Here is a 14,162-nt window from a genome sequence, read left to right as displayed (position 1 = left end):
GAATTCCGGCTCGGTCGTGCCATGACTCCATCTCCGTCGTACGAGTTTCTGCACGCACACTCTCGACGAGTACCTCGGCGTCCGCGCGCTGGAGCGGGAACTGGCCGACCACGTCGAGGACGACATTCGACCCCATGGAGGTCATGGGGGCATGAAGAGCTCTCTTGCCAATCGCTCTACACCGGTGTAGAAAGTATTTACTAAGGTGAATATGCGCTGTCGCGGCTGTCCGGAAGGTCTCGGTGGCCGATCTCGATGGTGAGGCGCGTGCCTTCGGTGCGGGAGGCCTTGACGCTCTGAGAGGAGCAGCAACGCGATGTCACACAGCAGTGGCCCCCGAATGGCCAGCCTTGTCGCAGCCGCGGCTTTGGTGGTGTCCGTCATCACGGCCGCCCCGGCGGCTGCCGCGACCGACACATGGCATTCGAACGACGACGTCTACCACTACTTCAAGGTGCCGCAGTCGCAGGCCAGCAGCATCGTCGGCGGAACGCCGGCAACGCTCGAACTGGAGGCGAACATCGGCCCGAGCGGCACCTGGTCGGCGCTCGCGATGGACCCGAGCGGCTCGGACTACGCCGCGAACGTCGGTCCGCTCGAGCCCGGGCTGTACTACTACCAGTACACCGCGACCATGCAGGACAGGTCGAAGGTGTCCTTCCGCCAGCCTGGCAGCCCGGCGGCGGTGACGTCGAAGCCGAACTGGAACACCTTCTTCGTGCCGGGTGAGTCGGTCGCGTGGATGGACGACATCGCTGCGGGCGGGACGGTGGAGGACCTGTCCTACAGAAGCGCAGCGTCGGGGGAGAGCCGCACCGCCGTGGTGTGGACGCCGCCCGGCTACGACTCCGCCCGGGCCGAGGCGTACCCGGTCCTGTACCTGCTGAGCAGCCAGGGTCAGACCGCTCGTGAGTGGCTGGAACTCGGCCGGGCGAAGCAGATCCTCGACAACCTGGTCGCGGGCAGGGACGCCAAGTCGATGGTGGTCGTGATGGCTGACGCCAATTCCGCCGACCCCCGCGCCGAGCTGCTCAACGCCATCGTCCCCGCAGCACGGGCCGGCTACAACATCTCGTCGCGGCCCCAGAGTCAGGCGCTGGCCGGTGTCGCCACCGGTGCCGAGCAGGCGATCAGCATCCTCCGCAGCGATCCCGGCGCATTCGCCTACGTCGGCTCCTTCTCCGGCTCCGCCGACGGCCCGATCACCAAGGCGGAGGCCAAGGCGATCAACAAGGGCACCAAACTACTCCGGGTCTACGTCGGCAACACGCTCGATCCGTCCTACAACGACAACTACGACCTGCTGGTGGACCTGAAGAGGTCCGGAGTGAAGTTCGAGTTCGACGGCGTCAACCCCGACGACGCCACCTGGGACGCGTGGCGGGAGAACCTGCGCGACTTCGCCGCTCGGCTCTTCGGGCGCAACGGCGCCGGCCACGGCGCCAGCAAGGGACACCGCCCGCTGACCCGGCCGTACCAGCCCCCTGCGGCCGGGTCGATCACGACCCCGCACATCGACCCGTACGGCGTCGTCACGTTCGAGACCGGCACCCAATGGGCCGACGCCAAGGACGTCACGGTCTGGGGCAACTGGGCCCCGAACGGCCAGTGGTTCCGGATCCCGATGGCCAAGCAGCCCGACGGCCGCTGGCGCATCAGTGTCGGACCGCTCGACGGCTACTACTACTACCGGTACGTGGTCGACGGCGTCGACAAGAAGGACCCGGCCGACACCGTCAACAAGCACACGACGGAGTCGCCGCTGTTCGTGCCGGGCAAGACCGACGCAATGCTCGCCGACGTACCCGCAGGCAAGGGCGGCACGGTCTCGCTGATGACCTACGACGGAGCCCAGGGCGCAGAGCGGTACGCGTACGTCTGGACGCCGCCCGGCTACGACGCTGACCGCGAAGCTGCCTACCCGGTGCTGTACCTGTACCACGGCGGGGGCCAGAACTACGGCAGCTGGCTCGAGACCGGGCGGGCCAAACAGATTCTGGATAACCACTACCTCAACGGTACGATGGTGCCGATGGTCGTGGTCATGCCGGACCAGAACGGCGTCGACTTCTGGACCGACCTCAGCCAGCACGTGATGCCGACCGCGGCGGAAAAGTACAACATCTCGACTGATTCGGATGAGCAGGCGCTCGCCGGTCTGTCGTGGGGAGCCATCAACACCCTCGGCACCTGGCTCAGCCACCCGGGCGAGTTCGCCTACATCGGTGCCTTCTCGGGGGGCCTGTTCTCCTACCCCACCGTCGACGTCCAGGCGGTCAACGAAAGCACCAAGCTGGTAAGGCTGTACTCCGGTGACGTCGACTTCACGTACACGTTCACCCAGAACACGATGCAGTGGCTGACCTCCCAGGGCATCGAGTACGAGTACGCCGGCACCTGGGTCGGACCGCATGGCTTCGACATCTGGATGGCGAACCTGATCGACTTCGTGCCGCGCCTGTTCGCGCCTGAGTACCGGTTCGGCGGGGTGCGGCCACCGCTGGCCGGCGACGGCTCCGACGTCGTCAAAGCCGGACGTGCCGTGCCGGTCAGGTTCACCCTGACCGGCGAAGACGGCAGGACGGTCACCGACGCGCGGCCGCGTCTCTACCTGGCGAAGAAGACGGACGGTGTGGCCGGTGACCGTGTCCCGGCCAGACCCGTTCAGAAGAAGGCGGACAACACTGCGCGCTACAGCGCCGGCAAGGCCGAGTACGTCTTCGACTGGGACACCAGAGGGCTCGCCCCGGGCACCTATGAGTTGCAGATCGACCTGAGCAGCTCAGTTCACACCATCGCGCTGACTATCAAGTGACCTTGGGCCACGCGGCCGGCCTGCCCCGGATCGGGGCGGGCCGGCCGCTGCGTCGCGGATGGCACGTGCGTCTTATACGCTGGTCAACGAGCGGCGGGAGGGGCTGTGGCACGCAAGACCAACAGGTCGCCGACGATGCGCGACGTAGCCCGACTCGCCGGGGTGTCGATCAAGACGGTGTCCAACATCCTCAACGGTTATCAGTTCGTACGTCCGGAAACCCGCAAGCGGGTGGACGACGCGATCCGTGAGCTGGGCTACCACGTGAATGTGTCGGCGCGGAACCTGAGCCGAGGCCGGACCGGGGCGATCGCTTTGGTGCTGCCGTCGCTGCGCGTTGTGTACTTCGCCGAACTTGCGGACGCCGTCATGCGAGAGGCATCCAGGCGAGGCCTGACCGTCTTCATCGAGCAGACCAACGCCGAGCGCGACCGCGAGTTGCGGGTACTGGACGGCAGCTACCGGTCACGCTTCGACGGCGTGCTGTACTCCCCACTCGCGCTGGGCCAGAAAGACCTTCCGCTGTTCGACGTCGACTTCCCCCTCGTGCTCCTGGGCGAGCGGGTGTTCGATGGCAGCGTCGACCACGTCACGATGAGCAACGTCGAGGGAGCACGTGCGGCGACCGAGCACGTCCTGGACCGGGGCGCGACCACGGTAGTCCCCCTGGGAGTCAAGGACGACCCGTCGTCGAGCAGCGGAACGCTGCGGTTCCAGGGCTTCCGGGACGCCCTCCAGTCGCGAGGGTTCGACGTCGACCCACGCGCGATCATCGGTGTACCCGACTACTTCCACTCCACCGGCGCCACGACGATCGCTCGCATCCTTGACAGCGGCGTCAAGCCCGACGCGGTTGTGGCGTTCACCGACACACTCGCGCTGGGTGCGCTCGCCGCCTTTCAGGACCGCGGCCTACGGGTTCCCGAGGACGTCCTGCTGATCGGCTTCGACAACATCGACGAAACGAACTACTCCCGACCTCCCCTGAGCACCATCGACCCCGGACGCGACGTGATCGCACACCAGGCAGTCGCCCTGTTGGAAGAGCGGATCCAGCTCCAGTTCGACGGTGTGCCGCGAGAGGAACAGCCGGCGCCCCGCAGGATAGTCGTCGACTTCGAACGGATCGAGAGGCAGTCGACGCTGCGCTGAGGCCGTCCTGCCACACGTTTGTGATGGCAAGGTACGGCGCGACGCCGCAGGACGAGTCACGATCGGCCAACGCCGTGGGCCCGGTCCGTCAGGAGCCGGGCCCACGGCGTTGGGCTGGTGGTCAGGTACGGCTGCAGCTCACCGTGGCCGGCACGCCGTTGGCGGCTGTCCAGCTGCCGATGAAGCCGAACGTGGTGGTGGCGTTCGCGGCCAGCACCCCGTTCCACGCCTCGTTCTTCGCCGTCTGTGTGGTGCCGCTGACACTGTGGACCGCGCCCCAGAGCTGGCTGATGGTCTGACCGTTCGGGAACGTCCAGGACACCGTCCAGGACGCCGTGGCGCCCGCGCCGGTGTTCTGGACCGTCACCTCACCCTGGAACCCGCCCTGCCACTGCCCGACCACCTTGTACGTCGCGGTGCACCCGCCGCCGGGCGGTGATGACGTCGGTGGACGCGTGGTGGGTGTGCCCGAGGTCGGCGGGGCCGACGTCGGCGGGCGCGAGGTCGGCGGGCCGGACGTGGGCGCGGCGGACGTGGGCGCCGCGGACGTCGGCACCGCCGATGTCGGTACCGCCGATGTCGGTACCGCGGACGTGGGCGCCGCCGAGGTCGGCAGGGTGGTGCCGGCCGCCTTCTCGGCCGCGTAGGCGGCGAGCCAGACGAGACCGGAGTTCCAGTTGATGGCGACCTCGTTCGTCGAGTACGAGCCGATGTCGTCGATGTAGCACTTCTGTGGCGCACAGCCGCCCAGCCGCTGCCGGGCGATGTCATCTTCCAGGGCGGAGTCCGGTCCACCGGCAAGGGATCCGGCCGGCGGGTTGGGCAGGCTCGCGTCATTCTGGTGCGCCCAGAACCGGTGGTGCTGGTTCTTCGAGTAGACCGTGCCGAAGCCGGTCACGTACGAGTTGCCGAGCGCGTTGCGGCCGAGCAGGTAGTCCAGGGCGGACAGCGCGCCGTCGCGGTACTTCGTCTGGCCCGTGAAGTCGGCTGCCAGCGCCAGGAGGGTGGCCCGGTTGTTGACTTCACCGCTGGAGCCCCACCAGTATTCGGCGGAGCCCAGCGGCACCCCGTACCCCTGGGTGTTGATGATGTTGAGTAGTGCGTCCGCCTGGGTGACGATCCGCTGCCGGATGGTGGCACCGGTCGAGGACGACAGGCCGTTGGGCACGGTCGCGAGGGTGATGTCGCCGAGCGCCGCGGTCGTGGGCCAGCCGAAGTTCTTCGATACGCTGGCGCCCGCGTTGTGCGGCGACGAGGCGAGGAAGCTGGAGTAGGTCGACGATCCGGTGGTGACGTAGAGCTCGGCGGCTGCCCAGTAGAACTCGTCGGACACGTCGTTGTCGCCGTACGCGCCGCCGCCCGTGCTGTCGGAGCCGGAGGCGTAGACGGCCGGGTTGGCCCGGGCCGCGGTCCACGCCCTTTCCGCCGCTGTCTGGCAGGTGGTGGCGAAGGTGGGGTTGATGGTCTTCCACACGCGGGCGCACTGGGCGGCCACCGCCGCCAGGTTCAGGGTGGCGGCCGTCGACGGCGGGTGCAGCTCACGCAGTTGGGAGTCGGTCTCCGGACGCTGCGGGATGCCCGTCCAGTTCTGGTCATGCAGCTTGTGGAAGGCCATGCCCGCCTTCGGCTTGCCGACCGGCACCTGCATGCGCAGCAGAAACTCGATTTCCCAGCGGGCCTCGTCGAGGATGTCGGAGACGCCGTTGCCGGCCTCGGGGATCGCCTGCGAGCCGTCGGCGAACGCGTTTCGGTTCGCGCCGGAGACGTTGCGGCTGCGCTCGTACGCGTCGAGCAGCTGCCACACGGAGATCCCGCCGTTGACCACGTACTTGCCCTGGTCGCCAGCGTCATACCAGCCGCCGCGCGCGTCCAGGCGGTAGTCGCACACGCCGGGCTGGCACGGCACGTCGGTGTCACCGCGGTTGGGGGAGATTCCCAGGTGACCGGCGGGGCGGGCATAGGGGGAGCCCACCAGAGCGGCCTGGATCGCGATGCCGCTGCGCTGGTGGTAGAAGAACGCCAGCGAGTCCTTCGCGAGCTGGTTGTAGACGCCGTTGGCGATGGTGAACGCGTGGCTCGACCTGCCCGCGACCTCCAGCCGGAAGCCTTCGCCAGTGCCTGTGAAGGACGAGAAGTCGACGGTGTGGACGTAGTCGCCCGAGGCCGCGTCGTTGCCCTTCACCGTGGTAGTGCCGGAGGCTACGGCCGTCCCCGCGGCATTGCGCAGTTGCCAGGCCACGGGGGTGGTAGAGGTGTTGACGACGGTCGCCCGTTTGGGCAGGGTCGGCGCGTAGCCGATCTGGTTGAGCCGGATCGAGGCGTCCCCGGCGGGATAGACCGCGGATGACGCGGTGTTAGCGTTAACAACGCCGGCCGTCATAACGACAGCCGCGATGGCGGCGATCGTTATGACGCGACGGCGTTTCAATGTGGTGCCGGTCGACACGATAGGTCCTTTCTACGGACGCACACGTCCACTGAGATCGCTGCGCCAGGCGCCCGGCGTGGCAGGGCGTACCGGCGTAGTACGCCATAACCTGGCACAGAGTAGGTAGGTGGGCGGGATTAGCCGCTACACCTTCCGAACCCGGCCGGTCGTATCCCAGGAAAAGAGCAGGTCACTGCCGTTTTGTCAGCTGATCGGCCGGCCCGCAGCTCGGAAGTCTCAGCGCTGGTCGGCGTGTCGCTGCGCGGCGCTGCCTGCTGCCTCGGGTGGGTCGCCACCGTTTGGCCAGGCGGCCCGCGTGGACTCCGCCGGGCAGATGACGTCGCGTCGGCGGTGGACGAGCAGTGGCTCGTGCTCGACGCCGCGGATGGCCGCGCCCTATGAGGCGTGCTTGTCGGCGAGCGCCGAGCGGGTCGCGTGCAACGACGCCAGGAGCTGCAGCCGGTCGGCGTCGGCGCTGCCTGGCTCAGCGGTGAAGACCAGCATGATCGGGCCGGGATTTCCCGGCAGTGGATACGTGTCCCAGTCCAGGACGATGTCGCCGACCTCGGGCGCCCGGAAGGTCTTGGTGCCGCTGACCGATTCGCGTATGTCGTGGCGGGCCCATAGGCGCCGGAACTCGGCGCTGCGGATGCTCAGCTCACCGACGATCGCGGTGGCGCGGGGGTGGGTGGGGTCGGTGGCGACGGCGGCGCGCATCATGCCGATGTATTCGAGGGTTTGGCGTTCCCAGTCCGGGCAGCTGCGCTCGCCGGTCAGCGTGTCGTCGAACATCAGCAGGAGCATGTTGAGCCGGTCGGGCGGGTAGGCGTCCGGGTCGCCGAGCAGCGCCTGCGCCATCGGGTTCCAGGCGAGCAGGTCCAGGTGCCGGCCGAGCACGACCGCCGGGGTGTCCATCACCCGCAGTAGCCGCCGTGTGCTGTCCGGCACCAGTTCCGGACCGCGGTCGATCCGGGCGGGCATCGGCCGACGGGCGGCGTGGGCCAGGGTGAACAGGTGCCGGCGTTCCCCGTCGTCGAGGCCGAGCGCGCCGGCGAGCGCGTCCAGGACGCCGTCGGACGGGCGTACCTCGCGGCCCTGCTCCATTCGCTGGTAGTAGTCGGTGCTCAGCCCGGCGAGTAGGGCCAGCTCCTCGCGTCGCAGCCCGGTGACCCTGCGCCGGCCGCCCGGCTCCAGGCCGACATCTCGCGGATGCAGCCGGCTGCGCCGGGCGCGCAGGAAGTCACCGAGCTCACGAGCGTACGGATGGGTCATGCCGTAAGTGTGCCGCCTTGCTGGACACCCAAGGTAGGTCCGGCAGACCCAGGTAATCCACAACGACCGAACCGGCTCGTCCCGCTCCTAGCGTGGTCCGTCTACCGCCGTCGACACTCCCAGGAGCAGCAGATGACCGGATGGACCACCGACCGCATCCCTGACCAGCACGGCCGCATCGCCGTCGTGACCGGCGCGAACTCGGGCCTCGGCCTGGTCACCGCTACCGGACTGGCCCGCCACGGCGCCCACGTCGTCCTCGCCGTCCGCGACACCGCCGCCGGTGCGGACGCCGCCCGCCGCATCGGCGGCGACGTCGAGGTGCGCGAGCTGGATCTGGCCTGCCTTGCCTCCGTACGGGCCTTCGCGGCGAAGGTGGCCGCCGACCACCCGGCGATCGACGTGCTGGTCAACAACGCCGGCGTGGTACTGCTCGGCCCGCGCCGCACGTCCAGCGACGGCTTCGAGCTGCACCTCGCCACCAACATGCTCGGCCACTTCGCGCTGACCGGCCTGCTGCTCGGCAATCTGGCCGCGGCGCGGGAAGCCCGCGTGGTCAGTCTCAGCTCGAATCACCCACAAGAACGCGCACCTCGATTTCGACGACCTGATGTTCGTACGTAACTACCGGGCCGCTCCCGCCTACGGCCGGTCCAAGCTGGCCACCACGATCTTCGGCATCGAACTGGACCGCCGCCTGCGCGCCGCCGGATCGCCGATCGTCAGCACGCTGGCCCACCCCGGTCTCACCCGCACCAACCTGACCCCGCGTGCCTGGGAGCACCGTGGCCGGCTCGGGCAGACGATCGCGTGGCTCGGCCTCCTGGCCACCCAGTCGGTAGAGCAGGGCGCGCTGCCACAGTTGCGCGCCGCGACCGAGCCCGGTGTGCGGGGCGGCCAGTTCTTCGGGCCGTCCGGCCTCTGGGAAACGCGGGGCCGGGTCACCGAGGCCCGGCTCAGCCGGGAAGCCGCCGATCCGGCCATCGGCAAGCGGCTCTGGGCGGCGGCCGAGGAACTCACCGGCGTCAGCTACCTCTGACCTGAACCCACCGCGTCGCGCAGCGTCGAACGCGTTCGCGCAACGGTTCATTCGCGGCGTCCGGGCGCAGTGCACCACTCGCGTACTGAGCTGAGCTACAACGAGCACCTCGCCCGCACAGTGCCGGAGAATGAGCCGGATGTTGGCGCCGCCAATGAAAAGCCCGCGCCGGTCGGAGCCGGCGCGGGCTGATCAGGTAGTCGGGACGGGCAGGTCACGGCGTCCGGGTGCACGTGGCGGTCGTGGCTGAGCCGCTGATGCCCGGTCCGGTGCCCAGGAAGCCGAACGTGGCGGTCGCCCCCGGCGCCAGTGCGCCGTTGTAACTCTCGTTGGTGATCGCGTACGGGCTGGCCGTGCTGCTCGTGCGGGCATTCCAGATCTGGGTGATCTTCTGTCCGCTGTCGAACGTGAGCGTCACGGTCCACGACGTGGTCGCGGTCGTGCCGGTGTTGGTCACCAGCACCTGCCCCTGGAACCCGCTGGACCAGCTGCTGATGACGCTGAAAGCGGCGGTGCAGCCGGTGCTCGGCGATGAGCTGGTCGGGCAGGCGGGAACGTAGACGGCGACCGGGGCGCTGAACGCGGAGTAGTTGTTCGCCGCGTCGGATGCGCGGACCTTGAACTGGTAGGAGCCCGGGCCGGTGTGCGTGAACGTGGTGGTCGGGACCGTTCCGGCGAGCTCGAACGTGGCATTGGTCGCGGTGCCCGACGCGCGCCAGACCTCGTACCGGAGGACGTTGACGTTGTCAGTGGACGCCGTCCACGTCAGGTTCGCGACGCCGCAGCTGACGGTGGCCGTCGGCGTACCGGGGGTCGTCGGCGGTTGGCTGTCCCCGGTGGCCGGGGGCGTGGTGGACGGCGGCGAGCTCGTGGGCGGCATCGTCGGGCACGGCGGCGGCACGATCGTGACCGGCGCCGTGAACGCGGACACGTTGCCGGCGTAATCGCGGGCCCGCACCTGATACCGGTTGTAGCTGCCCAGATGATCGGCGAACGTAATGGTCGCGCTCGTCCCAGCGGACGTGAACGTGCTGCTGCCGTACGGGGCCTTGTAGATGTCGTAGCCGGCGACCCCGATGTTGTCGGTGGACCGGGTCCACTCCAGCGTGAAGTCCAGATTGCAGTTGATGCGGTAGCCGAGCCCGGTCGGCACGCTCGGCGGCGTGACGTCGCCGGTCGACGGGGGCGTGGGGGAGGGCGGCGGGATCGGGCAGCCCAACGGGTAGGCCGTGGCGATCGAGGAGAACGCGGACACGTTGCCGGCGGCGTCGCGGGCCCGCACCTGATATTGCGTCTGGCCGCCCAGCGACTCGGTCGCCCTCGTGATGGTGCTGACGCCGAGCAGCGTAAAGGTGCCACGCGCCGGGGCGTGATAGATGTCGTACCCGATGACGCCCACGTCGTCTGTGGACGAGTTCCACGTCAGCGTCACGATGCCGGCGCAGCTGGTCTGGGCGACGAGCCCGGTCGGCACCGAGGGTGGCGTCGTGTCGGCGGGAGTGGCCGCGGCGGCCATCGGCGCCGCCGCAGCGCCGGTGGCGGCCTGGGCCCCTGGTGCGGTGCTTATCGCGATCGTGAGAGCGGTGGCCGCGGCGAGCGAACCCGCGAAGGCTGGGACGATGAACCTTCTGCGCATGGATGGCTCCCGGAACGGTAGAAGCGGTACGGGCGGGGCGGGAGGGGTCCGTCATTGATTGAAACATCTCAAGCTGTCGAGCTCAATCGCGTCAGGAGACGGGCAGAGGTCAAATGAGGGCGACCGCCAGATCAGGGCTGTGTCACCCGCTATCGCTGCAGGGTCAACAACGCCGGCCGGTAGGGCGGGATGGTGTAGCCGCTCATGTCTTCGACCGGCCGCCCCTGGTACAGGAACTGCATGTTGCAGGGATCGATGGTCATGGTCTGGTCGGGGTTGCTGCGGATCAGGTCACCGTGACCGACGTCGTTGGTCCAGGTGGCGCCGCTGTTGGCCGTACCGGCGAACGGGTTGCTCTCGGTGGCTGCCTGCGGCGTCCACGAACCGTCCAGGCTCGAGGACGTGAACGAGCGGTAGTAGCGTCCCTGGCTGCCGATCGCCTCGACGATCATCAGGTACCGGTGCTGGCCCTGGACCTTGTAGACCTGGACGGCCTCGAACAAGTTGACCGTCGTGTCGCTCATGATCTGCGTAGACTGGCCGATGGGAAGTTGTCCTCGTAGACGTCGTCCATGATGGAGTGCGTCACCTCGTGGGAGACGAGGATCGCGGAGTCCGGGTCGACGGCGGCCAGGTGCACGTCATTGGTGGCGAGGCTGTAGTAGGTACCGTCGTCGGAGTCCGGCTGCCAGAGGATCACCACGGCCCGGCAGGGCCCGACCATGTCCCAGCAGGCGCCGGGGACGTTGTTCCAGGTGACCTGGGTGGCGGCGAAGGCGGCCGCGCCCCGCATGTGCGTCGGGTCGCCCGGCTGCAGCGGGCCGAAGTCGGCGGTGGTGTTGTCCAGCACCTCCCCGTCCACCCCGCTGACGTAGTTGTAGATCCAGCCGGCGCGCGTCCGCACCCGCCAGCTGCCGTTGCCCGCGGTGAACTTCAGGTAGACGTCCTGTCCGGCGCTGGTGCCGTCGGTGTTGTCGAAGCACAGGTTTGTACTCGCCGTTGAAGCCGGTCAGCCCGCTCGCGAGCAGGTCGTCGCCGCCGCTGCCGTGGCGCACGCCGTGCCACCCGGGGACGCCGCGCCGGCCCTGTTGACCTGCGCCGCGGGCTTGGCTGCCGGGGCGGCCGGTTGCCTGCGGTTGGCGCTCGTCACCAGCGGTTGCGGGGTGGCTCCCCGGTACGGCGCGGTCCCGGCGTTCCTGTTCACCGCGATGCCGAACCTGAACGTCGTAGGTGTCGCCCCGACCGTCAGGAACATGTGGTCGGCGGCGGTCTCCAGGGCCAGGGACGGATCGGCCGACGCCGTGACGCTGAGAGCTGCGAACTCAGCGTGGTCGCCGCGACGTGGCGCGTTCCAGTGTGGACGGGGAGAGATCGGCCAGCGGAGCCGAGGATCTGGTCGATCCCTACGAGGGCGATCCGGCCGCGGTGTGCTCCCTCCGCAACTCGCCGAGTACGCACGGCACATGACCCGGCAGGGAAGCCAGGAAACGTCGGTGATCCGGGCGTGCGGGATGGCCTACGATGCGCGGATGGTCGACGTGTCGGGGGACTTCGAGATACATATCACGGCGCCTTCGCACGAGGCGGAGAAGCTGGCGGAGTTCGCTGACCGGCACGGCGTGACGTTCGTGCACATCCTGCTGGACCGTGGGGCGCAGGTGTCGCAGCCGATGCTCAGCCTCACCGGCAGCGGCACGTTGGACGAGCAGCGTATCCTCGCGCGCAGTTGGTACGACCGGCTCCGGCAGGCGGGGATGCATCCGTGCCGTATCAAGGTCGAGGCGGCGCCGTGGTGTGCGGGCGTGCCACGCTCGGACGACGACGCGGCCGCCGAGCCCACCGGGCGGTACTTCGAGCATCACGTCAAGGTGCTGCTTCCCGAGCTGAGCGTAGAGGATCTGACCGCGATCACCGATCTGGTCGCGCCGCACGGCGCGCGGCTGTCGCGCAACGCGCGGCGGCAGCGGCCCGACGGGCGGCACGAGCGGTTCGTCAACCAGCGCTGTCTCGGCGTCGGGCTGGCCACGGCACGGCGCCGGCTGGACGACCTGGTCACCACTCTGCGCGCGGCGGGCCACGAGATCCTCCAGGCGGAGCAGGAGTACGTCGTCTCCGACGATCATCTGTCGCTTGACAACGGCTGGCTTGACGCGCCAGCGTCGCGTAGCTATGTGGTGGAGCGGGAGCAGCGTATGCGCGCCGCGCCAGCGGGCACGGAGGGTTATCCGGCGACGTACCGTCCGCTTCCCGAGGGCGCGATGGTCCGGCAGAGCGCCGCGTTCGACCCCGCCCTCAAGAACCATGCCAACGCCTACCGCGCGGGGGAGCCGGTCTTCCTGGACGCGGCGGCAGGGCAACGGTGGAGGCAGGCCCGTCGGGCCGCGATGGACCACCTTCTCGCGGTGATCGCGCGTTCGGAGTTGGCGGACAACCTCGTCCTGCGGGGAAGCGTGACGTTGGCCGCCTGGGTCGGTGCCGCCGCCCGCGAGCCGGGCGACCTCGACTTCGTCGTCATCCCGCACACCATGACCAGCGACAGCGTCGAGGCGCGGCGCCTGCTCGACGGGCTCAGGGCCGCGGTCGCCGCCGCGCCGGGCGCTGGCCTGCGGGCGTGGGAAACCGCGGAGTCGGCCATCTGGACGTACGAGCGCGCGGACGGCCGCCGACTCGTGATCCCGTTCGGTGCGCCCGGCGTGCCGGACGGCACCGTGCAGGTTGACCTCGTCTTCGGCGAGCGGCTGCCCCTCACCCTCGAGGCGCTGGCGGCCGAGAGGCTGACGGGGGTGAGCCTGGCCATCGAGAAGCTGACGCTGCCGGGTGTCGACGTCCCGGTCCTGGCCGCGCCGGCGCCGCTCGCCTTGGCGTGGAAGCTGTTGTGGCTGGCCACCGACATCTATCCGCAGGGCAAGGACCTCTACGACGCTGTCCTGCTCGCCGAGCACACCAGGGTGGGCCTCCCGCTGGTCCGCAACCTGATGCGCGCCGAACTGGGCAACGAAGCGAACGACTTCACCGCCGAGACGGTGCTGTCCTGGGACATCGACTGGACCAACTTCACCGACGAGTATCCGGGTATCGACGGTGACGCCGAGTCGTGGCGGCGGCGCCTCGCCCGCGCTCTTGAACGCGCCTGGTCCTGACCCCGTCAACCGGGTCGCGGACGTATGGAGGACAACACGATGCTCAGCCGGCCAGCGGTCCGAGGTTCATCACCACCCGCTCGGAGGCGGGTTTGTCGTCGGCGTCGAAGCGGTAGAACGCCACGAAGGGCAGTTCCACCTCGTGGTCGGTGGGCGCGAGGCCGAGAAACTCACCGGAGTGTCGGCCGGTGAGTCGGCCTTCGCTCACCCGCGACCGCCGGCTGTTGCTCGTACTCGATAACGCTGTTGACGAGGCGCAGGTGCGGGCGCTGCTGCCCGGCGGGGCGGGTGCCTCGCCATCGTCACGAGCCGCCGTTCGTTGGCAGGTCTGGAGTCTGCCACCCGCGTGGCGGTGGACGTGCTCGAACCCGACGGCGCCGAGCCGGCCGCAGTGGCGGATCGGGGACCTCGTGGCGCGGTTGGCCGACGAGCGGCGCAGGCTCGGCACGTTGACCGCGGGGCCTGGGGGTCGAGGCGGCCATCGCGGTCACCTACCGCCAGCTGCGTCCGGCGACGGCGGACCTGTTCCGGCTCCTGTCCCTGGTGCCGGTCTCGACTTCGGGGTACGCCTCGAGCCCACCTGTGCTACCTGGCGTTCGGCCGCCGACCCGTTCCATGGGGCGGTGACCTATCCGGCGGGGGGCGGGCTGAGCCAGGAGACCGTCACCTACAGTTATGAC

Annotated in this window: 8 protein-coding genes and 2 pseudogenes; 4 read left to right on the top strand and 6 right to left on the bottom strand. The window is 69.2% G+C overall.

Features of this window, described 5'->3' with window-relative positions:
* Positions 1-373: 373 nt before the first annotated feature.
* Complete coding sequence (locus ABD211_RS09525; RefSeq protein WP_344128455.1) at positions 374-2,815, top strand: alpha/beta hydrolase-fold protein; 2,442 nt, start codon at positions 374-376, stop codon at positions 2,813-2,815.
* A 105-nt stretch (positions 2,816-2,920) separates the two neighbouring features.
* Positions 2,921-3,967, top strand: coding sequence for a LacI family DNA-binding transcriptional regulator (locus tag ABD211_RS09520; RefSeq protein ID WP_344128453.1), 1,047 nt, complete (start codon positions 2,921-2,923; stop codon positions 3,965-3,967).
* A 121-nt stretch (positions 3,968-4,088) separates the two neighbouring features.
* On the opposite strand, the gene ABD211_RS09515 is transcribed toward ABD211_RS09520, so the two are convergent.
* Complete coding sequence (locus ABD211_RS09515) at positions 4,089-6,413, bottom strand: glycoside hydrolase family 9 protein (RefSeq protein ID WP_344128451.1); 2,325 nt, start codon at positions 6,411-6,413, stop codon at positions 4,089-4,091.
* Positions 6,414-6,791: 378 nt separating this feature from the next.
* A complete protein-coding gene (locus ABD211_RS09510) occupies positions 6,792-7,667 on the bottom strand; it encodes a helix-turn-helix transcriptional regulator (protein ID WP_344128449.1) in 876 nt (291 codons plus the stop codon).
* A gap of 132 nt (positions 7,668-7,799) precedes the next feature.
* Here ABD211_RS09510 and ABD211_RS09505 point away from each other — a divergent pair.
* Positions 7,800-8,706, top strand: a pseudogene (locus tag ABD211_RS09505) (oxidoreductase).
* A 214-nt stretch (positions 8,707-8,920) separates the two neighbouring features.
* Here ABD211_RS09505 and ABD211_RS09500 read toward each other — a convergent pair.
* From ABD211_RS09500 to ABD211_RS09490, 3 genes and pseudogenes are all read right to left on the bottom strand, one after another.
* Positions 8,921-10,342 (bottom strand): cellulose binding domain-containing protein, encoded by a 1,422-nt coding sequence (locus ABD211_RS09500; protein WP_344128447.1) that lies wholly within the window; start codon positions 10,340-10,342, stop codon positions 8,921-8,923.
* 149 nt (positions 10,343-10,491) lie between these two features.
* Positions 10,492-10,878, bottom strand: a pseudogene (locus tag ABD211_RS09495) (non-reducing end alpha-L-arabinofuranosidase family hydrolase); the annotation flags it as partial.
* Positions 10,863-11,246, bottom strand: a complete 384-nt coding sequence (locus ABD211_RS09490) for a hypothetical protein (RefSeq protein ID WP_344128445.1) — start codon at positions 11,244-11,246, stop codon at positions 10,863-10,865. The gene ABD211_RS09490 and the pseudogene ABD211_RS09495, both read right to left, overlap by 16 nt.
* Positions 11,247-11,871: 625 nt before the next feature.
* On the opposite strand from ABD211_RS09490, the gene ABD211_RS09485 reads away from it, so the two are divergent.
* A complete protein-coding gene (locus ABD211_RS09485) occupies positions 11,872-13,482 on the top strand; it encodes a nucleotidyl transferase AbiEii/AbiGii toxin family protein (protein WP_344128443.1) in 1,611 nt (536 codons plus the stop codon).
* A 43-nt stretch (positions 13,483-13,525) separates the two neighbouring features.
* Here the strand turns inward: ABD211_RS09485 and ABD211_RS09480 are convergent, their stop codons facing one another.
* Positions 13,526-13,690: a hypothetical protein gene (locus ABD211_RS09480; RefSeq protein ID WP_344128441.1), complete on the bottom strand. Its 165-nt coding sequence runs from the start codon at positions 13,688-13,690 to the stop codon at positions 13,526-13,528.
* Positions 13,691-14,162: the final 472 nt, after the last annotated feature.

Source organism: Luedemannella flava (assembly GCF_039528515.1).
In the GTDB taxonomy this organism is placed as follows: Bacteria; Actinomycetota; Actinomycetes; order Mycobacteriales; family Micromonosporaceae; genus Luedemannella; species Luedemannella flava.
This window is presented reverse-complemented; position numbering and strand designations above follow the sequence as displayed.

Excerpts from the sequence above, each read along its gene's own strand:
- ABD211_RS09500 (WP_344128447.1), bottom strand. The coding sequence starts at position 10,342 with ATGCGCAGAAGGTTCATCGTCCCAGCCTTCGCGGGTTCGCTCGCCGCG.
- ABD211_RS09510 (WP_344128449.1), bottom strand. The coding sequence starts at position 7,667 with ATGACCCATCCGTACGCTCGTGAGCTCGGTGACTTCCTGCGCGCCCGG.
- ABD211_RS09485 (WP_344128443.1), top strand. The coding sequence starts at position 11,872 with ATGGTCGACGTGTCGGGGGACTTCGAGATACATATCACGGCGCCTTCG.